This window comes from Janthinobacterium lyxosi (assembly GCF_051380665.1).
Taxonomy (GTDB): Bacteria; Pseudomonadota; Gammaproteobacteria; order Burkholderiales; family Burkholderiaceae_D; genus Janthinobacterium.
Map to the genome: position 1 here is coordinate 166,319 of NZ_JBNYXM010000004.1, position 17,118 is coordinate 183,436.

Consider the following 17,118-nt stretch of genomic DNA (forward strand, 5'->3'; position numbering starts at 1 on the left):
CAAGTAAGACGAAAACAGGATCGGGCCAGAATAAAAAATGGCTACGATTGCTCGTAACCATTTTTCAGCCTGCATTTTACTGCAAGTTGCGCCCAACGTTCATATTCTCCGCCGTTTCTCTGCGATTGCGGCGCTCAAGCGTTGCGCTGGCGGCGCCGTCGCAGCCACACCAACAGGGCGATCAGCAGCAAGATTCCCACGATGCCGCCAGGCAGCATGAAGGGCTGCATGCGTGCCAGCACGGGCTTCTCGCCGCCGCTGCGCGCCTGCGCCACGTAGGCGGGCGTGGCGGACACGTCCGGGTTGCCATACTGTTTCAAGACATAATTGGCGATAGCGGCGATCTGCTCGTCCGTCAATGGCTGCACGTAGGAACGCTGGTCGAAACGGGGCATGAAGGCTTCGTGCTCTTCCCCTTCGATCTTGCGCTCGACGCCGAACAAAATGGCCGAGACCAGATTGGCCGGCGTGCTGCCGCCCGTCGCCGTGTTGTTAAACAGGGCCGGATACGCCTGGCCCGTGCTGCCCGCGCCGCTGGCCGAATGGCAACTGGCGCAATAGCCGGAAAACAAGACGGCGCCGCTATTCAGGGAGTGGTGCTCGGTGGAACTGGCCATGCCACGCAGCAGCGGCTCTTCGCTGGCGGCGCTGCCGTGGCTGAACGCGGCCTTGGTCTGCCCCGGCGCGCGCACGGCCGGCACCGTGCGCAGCCAGGCGACGATGGCTGCCACGTCGTCGTCACGCAGGAATTGCAGGCTGTTCTGGATGGCTTCGGCCATGCCACCCGCCGCCTGTCCCTTGCCTTCCACGTGGCCCGTCTTCAGGTAGGTGGCGATTTCTGCATCCGTCCAGGCGCCGATACCGCTGACCTTGTCGGACGTGATGTTCGGCGCGTGCCAGGAACCGAGCGACGCACCGGCCAGCGTCTGGCTGCCCACTTCGGCCATCAGCATATTGCGCGGCGTGTGGCAGGCGCTGCAATGCGCCAGGCCTTCGGCCAGGTAGGCACCGCGGTTGATCTGCGCGCTCTTGCCCGGATCTGGCACAAAGCGTTTATTGTCGAGGAACAAGGTATTCCAGCCCAGCATGGACAGGCGCATATTGAACGGGAATGGCAGGGCCGTCTGGCGTGCCGGCTCATCGACAGGTTTGACGGCCTGCATGAAGTAGTAATACAGATCGCCCACGTCCGCATCCGTCAGCTGCGCATAGCTGGTGTAGGGCATGGCCGGATACAGATGGCTGCCATCGGCGCGCACGCCTTCGCGCAGCGCGCGCGCAAAGTCGCTTTCCGTGTAGTGGCCGATGCCGCCTTTTTTCGACGGCGTGATATTCGTGGCATAAATCGTGCCCAGCGGCGAGTCGATGGCATAGCCGCCCGCGTACGGCTTGCCGCCGGCCGCCGTATGGCACGCCATGCAGTCGGCCGCGATGGCCAGGTAGCGGCCCCGCTCCAGGCGCGCATCGGGACTGCCGGCGGCAGGCGCGGCCGGGCGGTCCGGTGTCAGGGTGAGGGGTGGCACCGCTGCCACAGCGTGCGCGGCCAGGGGCAAGCCGACCGCCAGCGCCAGGCCAAGCAAGAAACGGCGCATCATGCTGCCTCCCTTGCCAGGGTACGGGCAATGTCGTCGGCCGCGCGCAAACCGAGCGCAGCCATGCTGAGGGTGGTGTTGACCACGCTGGCCGACGGCATGGCGCCGCCGCCCGGCAGCCACAGGTTGGCGTGATCGTGGGCGCGGCAATTGCCATCGACCACGGAATCGGCGCGGTTCGATCCCATGATGACGCCGCCCATGATGTGGTTATTGGCGTTCAGGCTGCTGGTGATATTGAATTCCACGGCGCTGAACAGCTTGCCGATGTGTTCGAGCTGCGCGTGCGCGGCCTTCGCGCCATTGCGCACGTAATCGCCCACGTCATAATAAATGTCGGGGCAAGCCAGGCCCAGCGGGTCCTTGCGCGTCTTGCTCAAGGTTAAACGGTTATGCGCTTCGGGCAGCGGTTCCAGGCTGATCGACAGATCCACGCCAAACGCGGCGCGGCGGCGGATTTCATCGTCGAGGTCCTTGCCCACCAGGCCCAGCTTGAGCGACTGCTGGGTAGCCGGTCCCACCCGGGTGATATTGTTCAAGATCATCTTGTTGGCCGAATACTGCGACCGGAAGGCGCCGTCGCGCGGGCCCACCAGGCAGCTGCTCTGCGCGGGACCACGGCCCGTCCAGATCGGTTCATTGGCGAGGAAAGTACAGTGGAAACCGGAATGGTCCATCATGTTGCGGCCCACCTGGTCGGAACTGTTGGCGATGCCGTTCGGATTGTTCTGGTTGGCCGCCAGGAGTAAAAGGCGCGGCGTCTCGATGCCGTTGCAGGCAATCACGAAGGCCTTGCCCGTCGCCATATGCGACTGTTTCTTGGCGTCATACCAATGTACGGCCGTCACGCGGTTGTTCTGGTCCGTATCGATGCGGTAGACGACAGCCTCGGCCAGTACGCCCGCGCCTTTCAGCTCGGCCCGCTCCACATGGTGGATGCCGTTGTACATGGCGCCGATGGGGCAGATCGGCTGGCAGTTATTATTGCCGCAGCAGGTGGGACGGCCCTGCCATGGACGCGTCGAGCGCCCTTGCGGAATCGGTACGGAGCGGTAGCCGTGCGGGTTGACCACTTCGGCGAAACGCTTGTCGCCATAGCCCCAGGGCACCATGTCCATCGGATACGGCGCGCTGCGCTCGCTGGGCGACTGCAAGGCGGGATCGTTGGGGCCGGCCACGCCCATTTCCTGCTCGGCGCGGCAATAGTACGGTTCCAGTTCATCGTAGGAAATGGCCCAGTCGCGCCCTACCCCGTAATCGCTTTTCATGCGCATGTCGGTCGGCAAATGGCGCCAGCACGACGCGGCCCAGTGCCAGGTAGTGCCGCCCACCGTGCGCAGATAGCCCTGCTGGAAACTGCTACCGCTGGGGCCGGACAATTCCACATAGTTGTTTTTTGGAAAATACAGGGGTGCGGGCGCATTGTCCGCCTGTGGATACAGGCCCTGGAAGTCCGAGCCGACGCGGTTTTCGAACGGCATGTTGCGCCAGTTTTCCACGGCTTGCCCCCGCTCGATGCGCAGGCCCGCTTCCAGCATGATCACGGAATGGCCTTGGGCGGCCAGCTGGTCGGCCATCATGGCGCCCACGACACCCGTGCCAACGATGACGACATCGGCGACGACGTCGCCATTACTCTTGAATTGGGGTGATTTCATTTTGCTTGCTTGCCTTTCGGTTCGGGAGTGCCGGTGGTGGCCGGGGCCGCTACGGGTTTCGGCGCCACGGGCGCGGAAACGCGCACGGCCGGCGGCGCCTTCAGCCACCACAGGGGGCCATAGTTACAATACGTGGGCACGACTTGGCCATCGGCCACCGTGCGGTACATCAACGCTTCCGCATAAGCGACGACGATGGACTTTGTGCCCTGCGCTGGGTTGCCGGCCACGGTGCCCGTGTACCAGGCGGCGACGATGGCCAGCGCCAGTTCACGCAAGCTGGCATCGGCAGCGGTGGCGGCCGCCAGCAGGGCACGGGCTTCCTGGCCCGTGACAAGCAGCGCGCCCAGCCGTGGCAAGCGGTCGGCAAAGCCGGGCACGTTCGTGCGCATGGCTTGCTCGATGCGCGCCGCCGTCGCGGCGGACAAATCGCGGTGGCCCGTGATCGTTTGCGACAAGGTGTAGAACAGCATGGTGGCCGGTGCCAGGCCGGTAGCCGGAGCGCTGGCCGGAGACTGCATGGCGGCGGACAGGGGATTGCTCCAGAAACCGGCCTGCGCCAGCAAGGCGGCCAGGCCGATCAGGGCATGGCGGCGGCTGATGCGGGGAAGGGATGAAACGGATGGTGCAGATGGTTCGCTGCCTGGATGGTTCATGAGACTCCCGCAAGACTTGTTGTTTTATTGACTTCGATGATTGCGCTACATTGCATTTACGCATAAATGGAACCGGTTCCATATTATCCTACATAAATAAATTGTTTGCCAATGGAGTATTACTACTGGGAATTAGTCTTTGATTGTTGCCTTGATTCTGCATGGAACCCTGCGTTTCGCGCAGGCGTCATGGCGGCGCGGGATAAAGACAGAATGCCTGCGGCTCCCTTGAAATGATTGCAAGTACGCAGAAAACTTGGCAGCATAGCAAACAAATAGACGCCTGCTTATTTGCAACCAACAGCCACCATCCGCCGCCATCCGCAACAACCTACCGGAGCACCGATGCACGCCTTGCCGCTTTCCGCCCTCGCCAGCTTGCCCGCCCCCTATCGGTTGCGCGTACAGCGCAACGATGACGATGGCTTCGCCGCAACGCTGTACAGCGCCACGCGCGACGACCTGCGCCAGGTGCCGGCCGACCCAGCCGTCATCGAACAGCTGATCACCATGCAGCGCAGCATGCAAAGCCAGGGCGCCGGCAGCGCCGTGCTGCGCGGCGCAATGGCATATCCACCTTGTCGTCAACAAAAGCAACACTGCCGCGCGCGCACTGTACCAGCGGCTGGGCTTTCGCCTGCGCTGGGAAAACGAGGTGCAGGAACAACTGGCTCGCATTTGACGAGTGGATCAGCCATTGCAATACGGGCGCCTATGACCATGACTGGCGCTGGAAGCGCTGCGGCTGCATGCCGGGCAAGGCCAATTTCTATGAAACCAGCTTTCTGACAAGGAGGCATATCGACGTACCCGCTAGAGACCATGCGATAGATAGCTGTACAACTGCGGCGCGCAATGCACGCGTGCAATGCGGCACCCTTGCAAGCAACCTGAAACTGACCCCATACCATGATAAAAAAAATGACCTTGGCAATTCTCTTTGCAGCCCTGATTCCCTTCTACGGATGCCAAGCGCAAACCATGGCAGAAACGAAACCTGTCTCCGCTGAAGTCACCACCACCCTGACACCCGATATTGGAGGCATACAGCAGGTACTGGAAATCAAGACAGACGACGCGAGCAAACCCGTCCTGCTGTTTTTATCCGGCGGCCCGGGAAGCTCCATGATCAAGGGCGCGGATGCCTTTACGAATAGCCTGAAAAGCAGATACACGCTGGTGCAATGGGACCAGCGGGACGCGGGAAAAACATTGAAACTGAATCCCTCCCCCACGCAGCCGTCCGTTGGGCAGATGGAGAAGGATACGTATCAAGTCATACAATTTCTGCGCAAAGAGTTAAAGCAGGAAAAGATATACTTGCTGGGCAGTTCCTGGGGCAACGTCCTGGGCTTTTATATCGTCAAGAATCACCCGGAACTGCTGCATGCTTATTTTGCGTCCAATCCTGTCGTGAGCCAGCTGGACAGCGAGAAAGAATTGCTGAAAACTTTGAAAGTGCATTTCAAGGACAATGCCCTCGCCAGCCGGGAACTGGACAGCATCAGTTTCCCGTTTACAAGTGACGAAAGCATGTTTTATTTAAGAAAATGGCTTTTTTACAAGGATGGCAAGGAATTCGCAACGAGCGAGGGTTTCAAGAAGGCCTTTCTTCAATGGTCAAAGACCTGGTCACCAGTCTGGAATGAGGTCATGAACATTGATCTGCCCAAGACCTTGAAAAGCGTTGACTGCCCCGTGTATTTCTTCGTCGGAAAAAACGATATCCAGACCTCGACCAGGATCACGCAAGCGTATTTTGAGACCTTGAAGGCGCCAGAGAAGAGGCTATTTTTCTTTGAACATTCCGGGCATCAAATTCATCAGGATGAACCAGAGAAATTTCAAGAAGCCATCATCAAGGCGCTGGAGATGGTTCAACCGAGCAAGTAAGAAGGCCTGGCGCCGAAAGACTGCCGTTTTGGGCAGAGATAGACAAAAAATTTCCCCTGAAACGCAAAAAGCCCAACCGGTAAAGGCTGGGCTTTTTGCGACTACATGTTCTGGCTCCCCGACCTGGACTCGAACCAGGGACCTGCGGATTAACAGTCCGTCGCTCTACCAACTGAGCTATCAGGGAAAAGAGGCCGCATTCTATAGGGTAAATTTTGCGATGTCCATATTTCCGCCTGAAAAAGGTGTATTTTTCCTGCTTCACCTTGCCCGACGGTCAGCCGGGCTGCTCTTGCGGGTAGTAATCAAATACCAGCACGCGGCCCAGCCATGGTTTGAGCTGCTCGACAAAGGCCAGGTGGGCAGGATGGGTCAGATACACGTCGCGCGCGCCGGCATCGTCGAAGGTCAGGGTAAAGCAATCGGTAAAGCCATCATCGAGGCCTTCCGGGCTGACATTCGGCCCCCATTCAAATTGCCGCACGCCGGGAATGCGCTGCTTGAGCTGGGAAAACTCATACACGAGTTCGGCATGTTTGGCAGACGTGATGCCATCGAGAAAGTCGCACAGGACGATGTGGCGCAAGGCGGAGGTACAAGTCATGGGAAGGTGCTCCTGAAGTGATGCATTCAGCATAGCGCAAAACGCGATCACGCACAGGCAAGCCCTGCTGGCTGCGGCGGAAAACAAAAAAGGCCATGTTTTTCAACATGGCCTTCCGAATTCTGGCTCCCCGACCTGGACTCGAACCAGGGACCTGCGGATTAACAGTCCGTCGCTCTACCAACTGAGCTATCAGGGAAAAGAGGCCGTATTATATAGGGCAACTATTCAGTTGTCCAGATTCCCATAGGGAAATTCTACTTTTGCCACCACTCGCGCCTGTGGCGAAAAACAAAAAAGGCCACGTTTTTCAACGTGGCCTTTCGAATTCTGGCTCCCCGACCTGGACTCGAACCAGGGACCTGCGGATTAACAGTCCGTCGCTCTACCAACTGAGCTATCAGGGAAAAGAGGCAATATTATATGTCGCTTGTTTCGCATTTGCAAGACTTGATGCTGCATCTCGACAAACACGGCCATCGCCGACTTTCCACTGCCATCAGCACCACACTTGCATGCAGCGCCGAAGAAGCAATATCTTAAAGCACTTTGGCGATCGCGTCAATAACGATGTCGATATTGCGCGAATTCAACGCTGCCACGCAGATACGGCCCGTGTCGACGGCGTAGATCGATTGCTCGCGCAGGGTCGCCACTTGCTCCTTGGTCAGGCCCGAGTACGAGAACATGCCGATTTGCTGGCGCACGAATTCGAAGTCGTGGCCTGGTGCCTTGGCCTTCAGTTTTTCCACGAAGGCATTGCGCATTTCACGGATGCGCACGCGCATGCCGGCCAGTTCCTCTTCCCACAGCTGGCGCAGTTCCGGCGTGGCCAGGACGGTGGCGACCACCTTGCCGCCATGCGTAGGCGGGTTCGAGTAGTTGGTGCGCACGACGCGCTTCAGCTGCGACAGCAAACGGGCCGCCTCATCGGCGCTGGCGGCGACGACGCTCAGGGCGCCCACGCGCTCGCCGTACAGCGAGAACGATTTCGAGAACGAGTTCGACACCAGCAGCGGGCCGCCCGCGTCGGCAAAGCGGCGCACCACGGCGCCATCTTCGGTGATGCCGTTGGCAAAACCCTGGTAAGCCATGTCCAGGAACGGTACCAGGCCGCGCGACGTGACCACGCTGATGATCTGGTCCCACTGGGCCACGCTCAGGTCGGCGCCGGTCGGATTGTGGCAGCAGGCGTGCAGCACGACGATGGAGCCGGCTGGCATGGCGTTCAGGCTGGCCAGCATGCCGTCGAAATTCACGCCATGGGTGGCGGCATCGTAGTACGTGTAGTTATTCACAACGAAACCGGCGTTCTCGAACAGCGCGCGATGGTTTTCCCAGCTCGGGTCACTGATGTAGACCTGGGAATCCGGCGCGAAGCGCTGCAGGAAGTCGGCACCGATCTTCAATGCGCCCGTGCCGCCGATGGCTTGCACAGTGATGGCACGGCGCTCTTGAATAACCGCGCTATCGGCGCCAAATACGAGTTCTTGCACCGCCTTGTCGTAGGCAGCCAGGCCTTCGATCGGCAGATAGGTGCGTGGCGAGGCCTGCTCTATCAGGATGGCTTCTGCCTTGCGTACGCAAGCTAACAGAGGCACTTTACCGTTGTCGTCATAATAGACGCCAACGCCCAGATTGATTTTGGCGGGATTCTGGTCCGCGTTAAATGCTTCGGTGATGCCCAGGATCGGGTCGCGTGGGGCCATCTCGATGGCGCTAAACAGACTGGCAGAAACAGTTGGGTTCGTCATGATAAGATTGGATTCGATTGGAAGCAGGTTCACAGCGGAGTTGTAGACAGCGCCCCGAATACAACGCCAGGGCCGCCAGCAGAGCACTATTCTAACAAAGGTCTGATTCACATGCCCGAATTATCTACCGCCAGCGAGGCGGAAAGCGCAATTATCTCTTTCCCGGATTCCCCTTTCAAGCTGCATCAGCCCTTCTCTCCGGCCGGCGATCAGCCGGCGGCGATCGCCCAGTTATCCGAGGGCATCGCCGATGGCCTGGCCTTCCAGACCCTGCTGGGCGTAACCGGTTCCGGCAAGACCTACACCATGGCCAACGTCATCGCGCGCATGGGCCGGCCCGCCATCGTCTTTGCGCCCAACAAGACGCTGGCGGCGCAGCTGTACAGCGAGTTCCGCGACTTTTTCCCGCAAAATGCCGTCGAATACTTCGTCAGCTACTACGATTACTACCAGCCGGAAGCCTACGTGCCGCAGCGCGACCTGTTCATCGAAAAGGACTCGTCGATCAACGAGCATATCGAGCAGATGCGCCTGTCGTGCACCAAGTCGCTGATGGAGCGGCGCGACGTCATCATCGTCGCCACCGTCTCGGCTATCTACGGTATCGGCAATCCGAACGAATACCACCAGATGATTTTGACGTTGCGCGTAAAAGACAGGGTCAGCCAGCGCGACGTCATCGCGCGCCTGATCCAGATGCAGTACACGCGCAACGAGGTCGACTTCGGCCGCGGCACTTTCCGCGTGCGCGGCGATACCATCGACATCTTCCCCGCCGAGCATGCGGAACTGGCCGTGCGCCTGGAAATGTTCGACGACGAGATCGAATCGATCCAGCTGTTCGACCCGCTGACGGGCCGCGTGCGGCAAAAAATCCCCCGCTTCACCGTGTACCCGGGTTCGCACTACGTGACGCCCCGCTCCACCGTGCTGCGCGCCGTGGAAACCATCAAGGACGAGCTGCGCGAGCGTCTGGAGTTCTTCCGCAAGGAAAACAAGCTGATCGAGGAACAGCGTCTGGAACAGCGCACGCGCTTCGACCTGGAAATGATGGCCGAAATCGGTTTCACCAAGGGCATCGAGAACTATTCGCGCCACCTGTCCGGCGCGCTGCCGGGCGAACCGCCGCCCACCCTGGTCGACTACCTGCCGCCCGACGCCTTGATGTTCCTCGACGAGTCGCACGTGCTGACGGGCCAGCTGAGTGCCATGTACAACGGCGACCGCTCGCGCAAGACGAACCTGGTCGACTACGGCTTCCGCCTGCCGTCGGCACTCGATAACCGGCCTTTGAAATTCGAGGAATTCGAGCAAAAGATGCGCCAGACCGTGTTCGTCTCGGCCACCCCGGGCGACTACGAAAGGACCCATTCGGACCAGGTGGTCGAACAGGTGGTGCGCCCCACGGGTCTGGTCGACCCGCAGATCATCGTGCGCCCCGCCAGCAGCCAGGTGGACGACCTGATGTCGGAAATCGTCGAGCGCATCAAGAAGGACGAGCGCGTGCTGGTGACGACCCTGACCAAGCGCATGTCGGAGCAATTGACGGAATACCTGGGCGACCATGGCATCAAGGTGCGCTACCTGCACAGCGATATCGAAACGGTGGAACGCGTGGAAATCCTGCGCGACCTGCGCCTGGGCACCTTCGACGTGCTGGTGGGGATCAACCTGCTGCGCGAAGGCCTGGACTTGCCGGAAGTGTCGCTGGTCGCCATCCTCGACGCGGACAAGGAAGGCTTCTTGCGCTCCGAGCGCAGCCTGATCCAGACCATCGGCCGCGCCGCGCGTAACCTGAACGGCACGGCGATTTTATACGGCGACCGCATCACGGATTCCATGCGCCGCGCCATCGACGAGACGGAACGCCGCCGCGCCAAGCAGATCGCTTTCAATACCGCCAACAACATCATCCCGATCGGCGTAAAAAAATCGATCCGCGAAATGATCGACGGCGTCTACAGCCCGCAGGAAGCGCGCGAAACCTTGCAAGTGGCGCAGGAAGCGGCGAAGTTCGAAGCCATGAGCGAGAAACAGGTCAGCAAGGAAATCAAGCGCCTGGAAAAACTGATGCTCGACCACGCCAAGAACCTGGAATTCGAAAAGGCGGCGCAAGTGCGCGACCAGCTGCACATCCTCAAGCAGCAGTTGTTTGGCGCGCCGGGCACCGACAATGTGGCGTCGATGCTGGGCAAGTAAGCGCCAGCAATGGTGTCGGATGACGGCGCTTCGCGCCCAATTCGACCTACCCGGTTTTCAACGTTCCTGAACGAACGCCGTCACCGCGTCGACCAGCGCGGGCGCCGGCGGCAGCGCTGGATCGCCATACGACGGCATTTTCTGCGCCAAATCGCCACTGACCATTTTCAATACATGGTTCATGCCCGGTACGATCAGCAACTGCGCCGTCGGCGCGGCGGCCGCATCGCGCGGTGGATACGTCAGCGACGAGATCAGGTACGGCTGCACGGAAGGCCGGTACTGCGCATCATTGTGGCCCGGCAGCATGGCGCTGTTGCCATGACGGTCGGCCTGTCCGGAGCCGGCATGCAGCAGCACCACCGGCACCTTGCCTTGCGCCTTCGGCAGCGACAGCTTGCCGTGCAATACGCCGCCAGTCACCGCCAGAGTCACCTCCTGTCCTCCACCTGTGGCGGCGCTTACCGACAAGCATACCATCAAGACCAGCGTTCCCAGCGTCCATCGCCACATTGTTTCCTCCTGTCAGTGAATTCCCAGTTGGTCTTTGTCCAGCCGCTTGTACTGCAGCAACGAGTACAGGATGACCAGCGGCACCCAGGCCATCGCCAGCACCAGCAGCAACCAGCCCGGGGCGCCCAGCGCAAGTGCGGCCAGCCCCAGCAGACCGCTGCCCACCATCAGCCTGGCCGCCAGCCGGTGCGTGGCGTACCAGACGCGCTCGCTGGCCAGCGTCCACGGCGTGCGGATGCCGAGATAGAAATTGCGGCGCACCTTACCCATCGGATTGCCAGCCAGCACCAGCATCACCAACAGCCCGGCCGGCACGGCGCGCGCTATCGGTACCGCCATGCCCATCGCGCTGGCCAGCACCAGGCCATGCACATACGCGAGCAGGCCCAGCACGACAACGAAGCTGTAGTAAAAGGTTGGCGCGAACGACTGTACCTCGAAGCGGTGCGGCGACAGCGAGGGCAGCAGCAAGGCCAGCAGCATCATGAAGGCCATCAGGCCTGGCCCCAGCAACCACAACACCGCGCGCGGCGCGTAACCGTCCACCTCGCCGCGGTAATTCCAGTGCACGGCCACCACCTCGGGCAACTGCGGCCAGGCATACAGGGTGGCCGCACTGACGGTCACGATCATCAACAGGCTCAGGGCGATAAAGCGCGCTTTCATCATTTTCTCTCCTTGTGGTCGGTATCGGTCAGGTCCAGCATCCACGCCAGCACATCCTGCAGCACGGTGGTGTTGAGGCCATACCAGATGGTCTGGCCTTCGCGCCGGCGCGTGATCAGGTCGGCATCCGCCAGCACCGCAAAATGGTGCGACATGGTCGGCTTGCTCGTGTCGAAATGGGCGGCCAGGTCGCCGGCCGTCATTTCTCCGGCCCGCAGCAGCCGCAGGATTTCGCGCCGCGCAGGATCGGCAATCGCCTTGAAGGCGTTGTTGGTGGCATTCATATTAAGATAAACATCTAATTAGATAATTATCTAAATATAAGGATAAGTGCAGCACGGGTCAAGCGATTTTCAGCGCCCGCCACGACAAGAAAACGGCCGGGGCTCGATTCCCGGCCCGGCTCTCAGGCCCAGCCCGGCACCACCCTACTCCGGCAGCGAATAGTCGATGTCGTAGAAATGCTGGCCATTGACGATGCGGATGGCCAGCGTCCCGCTGATGCCCGTCAACTGCCCCGTGCCGGAATGCGGCACGATGAAGATGCTCAGCTCCTGTCTGCCGTCGGCCATGGTGCCCGCATGCTGCGCCACGAAGCTGCCTTCCCTGCCCTGCAGCACGCCCGTGATGGCTTCCATGGCGACATAGCCGGCCGCGCCTTGGGTGTCGGTCACGCCGTTGAGCATCTGCCCCGTGGCAGTGGCGACCAGGTCGCCCGCATAGACTTTGTCGAGCAGCACCCTTCCCAAGCTCGTGCGCCCTGCGCGTTGCGGCGCCGTGGCTGGCGTCATGCTGATGCTAAAACTTCCCGTAGCGTGCGCGTGCATGCGATGATCTCCCTCTGCAGACGAGGTGGCGCCGGCTGGCGCCACCGATAGACAACATGCGGCCAGCATCAGGCCCGACCAACTGTGTGATTTCATGATTCACTTTCGATCAATGCGAGAGAGCCAGCTTAAGGCCGCGCAGGAGACAAATATTGGATAAAACCGACAACGCGGCCAATCTGCTCGACGCGCGCGGGCAAGCACCGAAAGGCATCGTCGATCCACAGGCGGCGGCGCGCCGGATACGCCTGGCGACCTATCCACCGGTTGCCGCGCTGGCGCCGTTTGTCGAGTATTTCTGGGTGGTCGAATGGGACAGGCGGGGCTGCACGCCGGAGACGCAGCGCGTGCTGCCGTACCCGAACGCCCACCTGGTTTTCGATGCCGGATGCACCGCCATCCATGGCGTGGTGCGCGGCGCCTTCGACAGGCCTTTGATCGGTGCGGGCAAGGTACTGGGCGTGCGTTTCGCGCCGGGCGGCCTGCGCCCGTTCATCACGCAGCCACTGTCAACCTTCACCGACACGACCATCGCGGCAGATGCGCTGCTGGGCATGCCGGCAGCGCAAGCCGAGGCGCGGGTGTTAGGCGAGTCCAACGATCTTGCCATGCTGGCGCAGGCACAGGTACTGCTGCTGGCAAGGCTGCCGCAGGTCGACGACGCTGCCCTGCTGGCCGCCCGTCTGACTGCCGCGGCAGCGGCCCACAACGGTCCGGCTAGTGTGGCACAACTGTGCGAAAAAATGGCCGTTGGCGAACGCAGGCTGCAGCGCCTGTTCGCCAACTACGTGGGCGTGCCGCCGAAATGGGTCATCCAGCGCTACCGCCTGCAGGAGGCGATCTGGCGCCTGGCACAGCCCGATGCACCCGACCTGGCCAGCCTGGCGCATGCACTGGGCTTTTTTGACCAGGCCCATTTCAGCCGCAGTTTTACGGAACTGGTGGGCAGCACGCCACTCGACTATCGCCGCTCGCAGCTGCCCAAGTCAGTCTAACCAGCCGCGTTGACGTCGTCCATGTACGCACGGATGATGCTGGCAAAATCTGCATCGGCCGTCAAACCCAGCGCTTCGGCGCGGGCCGTGTCCCAGGCGCCGGGCCAGCTCTGGACGATGCGTTCGACGGCTGGATCGGGCGCATAGCTGATGCGCGCAGTCACGTCGCTGCCGGCCACCTGCTCCAGTGCTGCGATCATCTCGCCCACGCTGACCGACAGACCCGGCAAGTTCACCGTGCGGCTGGCGCCAAACATCTCGCCCGCCAGTTCGTGGCCGGCGATCAGGGAGGCGATGGCGCCGCGCGGCGACAGCAGCCACAGACGCAAATCGGTGGCCACGGGGCAGACGGCCGCTTCGCCATTCAAGGATTCGCGGATGATGCCACTGGCGAACGAGGACGCCGCCTTGTTCGGCTTGCCCGGGCGCACGCTGATGGTCGGCAGGCGCAGCACGCGCCCGTCGACAAAGCCGCGGCGGCTGTAATCGTTGAGCAGCAATTCGCCGATGGCCTTTTGCGCGCCGTACGATGACTGGGGATTCAAGGCCGTCGTATCCTGCACCACCTCGGGCAGCTTGCCGCCGTAGACGGCCACGGAACTGGTAAACACCACCTTCGGCTTGTGCCCCAGTTCGCGGCAGATATCGAGCAACAGGCGCGAAGCGTCGAGGTTGATGCGCATGCCCAGCTCGAAATCGGCTTCCGCCTGGCCACTGACGATGGCGGCCAGGTGGAAAATCGAAGTGGTCTGCGTGTCGATGGTGGCGCGCATCAGGATGCCGTCGGCGATGTCGCCCGTGACCACCTTGACGCGCGCATCGTTGAAGTCATGCGCGGCCACCACGTCGACCAGCACCAGCTCACTGATCGTTTGCAACTGGCCGTGGCTGTCCGTCAGCTGGCCCTGCGCCAGCAACTGGTGCGCCAGGCGCTGCCCCAGGAAACCGGCGCCGCCGGTAATGAGTACTTTCATCTTCATGCTCCTTGTTTGTTGTTGTAGGCGGCGAACCAGCTCAGGCCATCTTCGGTGCGCCCGCGCGGACGGTATTCGCAGCCGATCCAGCCCTCGTAGCCCAGATCATCGAGCAGCCTGAATAAATACGGGTAATTGACTTCGCCATCGTCCGGTTCATGGCGCGCCGGGACGCTGGCGATCTGCACGTGGCCGATGCCATCGAAGTTGTTCCTGAACGTCATGGCGATATCGCCCTCGACGATCTGCGTGTGATAAAAATCCATCTGCACCTTGACGTTGGACGCGCCCGACTCAAGCCGCAACGCATGGCCCTGCGCCTGCGTGACGAGGAAATAGCCAGGCATGTCGCGTCCATTGATCGGTTCGATCAAGAGTTCAATGCCATGCTCGCCCACGGCCTTCGCCGCGTATTTCAAATTGGCCAGGTAGGTGGCGCGGTGCAATTCGATGTCGGCGCCGACGGGCAGCAGGCCCGCCATCATGTGCACGCGTGGCGTGCCCAGCGCCAGCGCATACTCGATGGCGCGCCCCACGCCCGCGCGGAACTCCGCTTCGCGGCCCGGCAGCGAGGCGATGCCCCGCTCACCTGCAGCCCAGTCGCCCGGCGGCAGGTTGAACAGCACATTCTGCAAGCCGTGCTCGCGCAGCCAGCCGGCTACCTCCTGCGGCGCGTGGTCATACGGGAAAAGGAATTCGACGCCCTGGAAGCCCGCTTGCGCGGCGGCGGCAAAGCGCTGCGGGAAAGGCACTTCGTTGAACATCATGGTCAGATTGGCGGCAAAACGGGGCATGCGTATCTCCTGGATTTCTTATATGTCAAGTTTGAATGTGTGCTTCAGGTCCGCGATCTGCGCCGCGTCGAGCGGGCGCGTGGGCACGTCGCGCAGCAGCAGGAACAGCTTGGCCGTCTCTTCCAGCTCCTCGGCCGCATACACGGCCGCTTCCAGGCTGGTACCCGAGACCACGGGACCGTGGTTGGCCAGCAGCACGGCCGAATGCTTGCGCGCCATGGCGCCAATCGCCCCCGCCAGCGCCGGGTCGCCCGGACGGTGATATGGTACCAGCGGCAAGCGCCCCACCTTCATCACAAAGTATGGCGTGAGCGGCGGGATGCAATCGTCATGATTCAGGCCGCACATGCACGACACGGCCGCCGAATGGGTGGAATGCAAATGCACGATGGCGCCGGCGCTGCCCCGTTCCTCGTACATGGCGCGGTGCAGAAATGCCTCTTTTGACGGCGGCGCACCGCTGAGCAAGTTACCGTCCCAATCGAGCTTGGACAATTGCGCGGGATCGAGCCGCCCCAGGCTGGCATTCGTCGGCGTCAGCAGCCAGCCATCGGACAGGCGCACGCTCAGGTTGCCGCTGCTGCCGGCCGTCAAGCCCCGTTCGAACAGCGATTTGCCAAAGTCGACGATCTGCTCGCGCTGACGCATCTCTTCTGGAGAAGTGTGAATCGCAAGGGTACTCATGCCAGCACCTGCCAGGCCTTGCTGAAGAAATCTACCGTGCCGAAATTGCCGGACTTGAGGGCCAGCACCAAAGGCGCCCTGCCATCGTCGCCCGGCGCAGGCAAGGCTTGCGTCCAGGGCACGCCAGGATCGATCTCGGGACCGATGCGCAAGCCCGCCACGCCCAACGCCTTGACGACGGCGCCCGAAGTTTCGCCACCAGCAACGATCAGCTGACCCACGCCCAGGCGCAACAGCCCTTGCGCGATGGCGGCCAGGGTTTCCTCGACGAGGGCGCCGGCCCGCTCCACGCCCAGCTCCGCCTGCACGGCGCGCACGGCGTCCGGCGTGGCCGTGGCATAAATCAGGACAGGGCCTTGCGCCAGGTGCGCGCCAGCCCAGGCCAGGGCCTGCTCCACCACGGCGTCCACCACCTCGCCGCCCGCAGCAAGTTGCAGTGGGTCGACGTGAAATGACGGCGCCAGTGCGCGCAGGTGCGCCACTTGCTGCTGCGTGGCCACCGAGCAGCTGCCCGAGATGACGGCGCGAAATCCGGATGCCGGTGGCAAGCGTCCTGCCTGCCCCGCATGCGATGGCGACAACTGGCCCCGCTGGCGGAAATTTTGCGACAGTCCCAGCGCGATGCCGGAGCCGCCCGTGATCAGTTTCAAGTCGGCGCAGGCGGCGCCGATGGCTTCCAGGTCGCGGTTCGACACGGCATCGACGATGGCAAAATGGCAACCCTGCCCGCGCAAGTCCGTAAAGCGCTGGGCGATAGCGGCCGCGCCCTTCTCCACCACGGAAAAATCGGCCAGGCCCACCTTGGCTTGCACCTGCTGCTGCAGCACGCGCACCAGGTTCGAATCCGTCATCGGTGTCAGGGGATGGTCGCGCATGCCCGATTCGGCCAGCGGCACGTCGCCGACGAACAGGTTGCCCTTGTAGATGGTGCGGCCATTCGCGGGGAACGCTGGGCAGGCAATCGTGAAGTCCGTATCGAGCACCCGCATCAGCGCCTCGGCCACGGGACCGATATTGCCGCGCGGCGTGGAGTCGAACGTGGAGCAGTACTTGAAGTAGAACTGGCGACACCCCGCTTGCTGCAGCCAGGCCAGCGCGGCCAGCGACTCAGCCACCGCGTCTGCCGGTGCATTCGTGCGCGACTTGAGGGCAATGACGACGGCATCGACATCGGCTGGCGGCGGCCCTTGCGGCACGCCGATCAGCTGCACCGTGCGCATGCCGGCCTTGACCAGCATGCCGGCCAGGTCGGTGCCACCCGTGAAGTCGTCGGCGATACATCCCAGTAGTACAGTCATGATGATTCCTT

At 61.9% G+C, this 17,118-nt stretch carries 17 protein-coding genes and 3 tRNA genes; 4 read left to right on the forward strand and 16 right to left on the reverse strand.

The genetic code is table 11. The annotated features are described in order from the left end of the window. Positions 1-134: 134 nt before the first annotated feature. Genes ACQ4WP_RS05510 through ACQ4WP_RS05520 form a run of 3 tightly spaced genes read right to left on the reverse strand, consistent with a single transcriptional unit; the run spans position 135 to position 3,906 of the window. Positions 135-1,595 (reverse strand): c-type cytochrome, encoded by a 1,461-nt coding sequence (locus ACQ4WP_RS05510; RefSeq protein WP_436519040.1) that lies wholly within the window; start codon positions 1,593-1,595, stop codon positions 135-137. Beyond that, positions 1,592-3,250, reverse strand: a complete 1,659-nt coding sequence (locus ACQ4WP_RS05515) for a GMC family oxidoreductase (protein WP_436519041.1) — start codon at positions 3,248-3,250, stop codon at positions 1,592-1,594. The genes ACQ4WP_RS05510 and ACQ4WP_RS05515 overlap by 4 nt, the downstream gene beginning before the upstream one ends. Then, the gene (locus ACQ4WP_RS05520; RefSeq protein ID WP_436519042.1) at positions 3,247-3,906 is read right to left on the reverse strand and encodes a sugar dehydrogenase complex small subunit; all 660 of its coding nucleotides are present in this window, start codon (positions 3,904-3,906) and stop codon (positions 3,247-3,249) included. The genes ACQ4WP_RS05515 and ACQ4WP_RS05520 overlap by 4 nt, the downstream gene beginning before the upstream one ends. Before the next feature lie 345 nt (positions 3,907-4,251). On the opposite strand from ACQ4WP_RS05520, the gene ACQ4WP_RS05525 reads away from it, so the two are divergent. Together ACQ4WP_RS05525 and ACQ4WP_RS05530 are read left to right on the forward strand one after the other, a co-directional pair. Next, complete coding sequence (locus tag ACQ4WP_RS05525; protein WP_436519043.1) at positions 4,252-4,695, forward strand: hypothetical protein; 444 nt, start codon at positions 4,252-4,254, stop codon at positions 4,693-4,695. A gap of 132 nt (positions 4,696-4,827) precedes the next feature. Then, positions 4,828-5,799, forward strand: coding sequence for an alpha/beta fold hydrolase (locus tag ACQ4WP_RS05530; protein WP_436519044.1), 972 nt, complete (start codon positions 4,828-4,830; stop codon positions 5,797-5,799). 111 nt (positions 5,800-5,910) lie between these two features. Here the strand turns inward: ACQ4WP_RS05530 and ACQ4WP_RS05535 are convergent. From ACQ4WP_RS05535 to ACQ4WP_RS05555, 5 genes are all read right to left on the reverse strand, one after another. Further along, a tRNA-Asn gene (locus ACQ4WP_RS05535) sits at positions 5,911-5,986 on the reverse strand. Between the two features lie 90 nt (positions 5,987-6,076). Next, positions 6,077-6,403 (reverse strand): Dabb family protein, encoded by a 327-nt coding sequence (locus ACQ4WP_RS05540; protein ID WP_436519045.1) that lies wholly within the window; start codon positions 6,401-6,403, stop codon positions 6,077-6,079. 123 nt (positions 6,404-6,526) lie between these two features. Continuing rightward, positions 6,527-6,602: transfer RNA gene (locus ACQ4WP_RS05545), tRNA-Asn, on the reverse strand. 132 nt (positions 6,603-6,734) lie between these two features. Next, positions 6,735-6,810 (reverse strand) — tRNA-Asn (locus tag ACQ4WP_RS05550). A 132-nt stretch (positions 6,811-6,942) separates the two neighbouring features. Further along, the gene (locus ACQ4WP_RS05555; protein WP_436519046.1) at positions 6,943-8,157 is read right to left on the reverse strand and encodes an amino acid aminotransferase; all 1,215 of its coding nucleotides are present in this window, start codon (positions 8,155-8,157) and stop codon (positions 6,943-6,945) included. Positions 8,158-8,268: 111 nt separating this feature from the next. Between ACQ4WP_RS05555 and uvrB the strand changes: the two genes are divergently transcribed. Further along, on the forward strand, positions 8,269-10,356 hold the full coding sequence (gene uvrB, locus ACQ4WP_RS05560) for an excinuclease ABC subunit UvrB (protein WP_436519047.1): 2,088 nt from the start codon (positions 8,269-8,271) through the stop codon (positions 10,354-10,356). A gap of 57 nt (positions 10,357-10,413) precedes the next feature. On the opposite strand, the gene ACQ4WP_RS05565 is transcribed toward uvrB, so the two are convergent. The 4 genes from ACQ4WP_RS05565 to ACQ4WP_RS05580 form a co-directional block, all read right to left on the reverse strand. Beyond that, the gene (locus ACQ4WP_RS05565) at positions 10,414-10,869 is read right to left on the reverse strand and encodes a hypothetical protein (protein WP_436519048.1); all 456 of its coding nucleotides are present in this window, start codon (positions 10,867-10,869) and stop codon (positions 10,414-10,416) included. 12 nt (positions 10,870-10,881) lie between these two features. Continuing rightward, complete coding sequence (locus ACQ4WP_RS05570) at positions 10,882-11,538, reverse strand: SdpI family protein (RefSeq protein ID WP_436519049.1); 657 nt, start codon at positions 11,536-11,538, stop codon at positions 10,882-10,884. Then, positions 11,535-11,819 carry an autorepressor SdpR family transcription factor gene (locus tag ACQ4WP_RS05575; protein WP_436519050.1) on the reverse strand — a complete coding sequence of 95 codons (285 nt, stop codon included), beginning with the start codon at positions 11,817-11,819 and terminating at the stop codon, positions 11,535-11,537. The genes ACQ4WP_RS05570 and ACQ4WP_RS05575 overlap by 4 nt, the downstream gene beginning before the upstream one ends. 144 nt (positions 11,820-11,963) lie before the next feature. Then, positions 11,964-12,458 (reverse strand): DUF3224 domain-containing protein, encoded by a 495-nt coding sequence (locus tag ACQ4WP_RS05580; protein WP_436519051.1) that lies wholly within the window; start codon positions 12,456-12,458, stop codon positions 11,964-11,966. Positions 12,459-12,514: 56 nt separating this feature from the next. Between ACQ4WP_RS05580 and ACQ4WP_RS05585 the strand changes: the two genes are divergently transcribed. Then, positions 12,515-13,357 carry a DUF6597 domain-containing transcriptional factor gene (locus ACQ4WP_RS05585; protein WP_436519052.1) on the forward strand — a complete coding sequence of 281 codons (843 nt, stop codon included), beginning with the start codon at positions 12,515-12,517 and terminating at the stop codon, positions 13,355-13,357. On the opposite strand, the gene denD is transcribed toward ACQ4WP_RS05585, so the two are convergent. The 4 genes from denD to otnK are packed head-to-tail and all read right to left on the reverse strand — an operon-like array spanning position 13,354 to position 17,107. Further along, positions 13,354-14,331, reverse strand: a complete 978-nt coding sequence (gene denD / locus ACQ4WP_RS05590) for a D-erythronate dehydrogenase (RefSeq protein WP_436519053.1) — start codon at positions 14,329-14,331, stop codon at positions 13,354-13,356. The genes ACQ4WP_RS05585 and denD overlap by 4 nt on opposite strands. A 2-nt stretch (positions 14,332-14,333) precedes the next feature. Further along, positions 14,334-15,125, reverse strand: coding sequence for a 2-oxo-tetronate isomerase (gene otnI / locus ACQ4WP_RS05595; RefSeq protein WP_436519054.1), 792 nt, complete (start codon positions 15,123-15,125; stop codon positions 14,334-14,336). A gap of 18 nt (positions 15,126-15,143) precedes the next feature. Next, positions 15,144-15,809, reverse strand: a complete 666-nt coding sequence (otnC, locus tag ACQ4WP_RS05600) for a 3-oxo-tetronate 4-phosphate decarboxylase (protein ID WP_436519055.1) — start codon at positions 15,807-15,809, stop codon at positions 15,144-15,146. After that, on the reverse strand, positions 15,806-17,107 hold the full coding sequence (gene otnK / locus ACQ4WP_RS05605) for a 3-oxo-tetronate kinase (protein WP_436519056.1): 1,302 nt from the start codon (positions 17,105-17,107) through the stop codon (positions 15,806-15,808). Before otnK ends, otnC begins: the two co-directional genes overlap by 4 nt. Positions 17,108-17,118 lie beyond the last annotated feature (11 nt).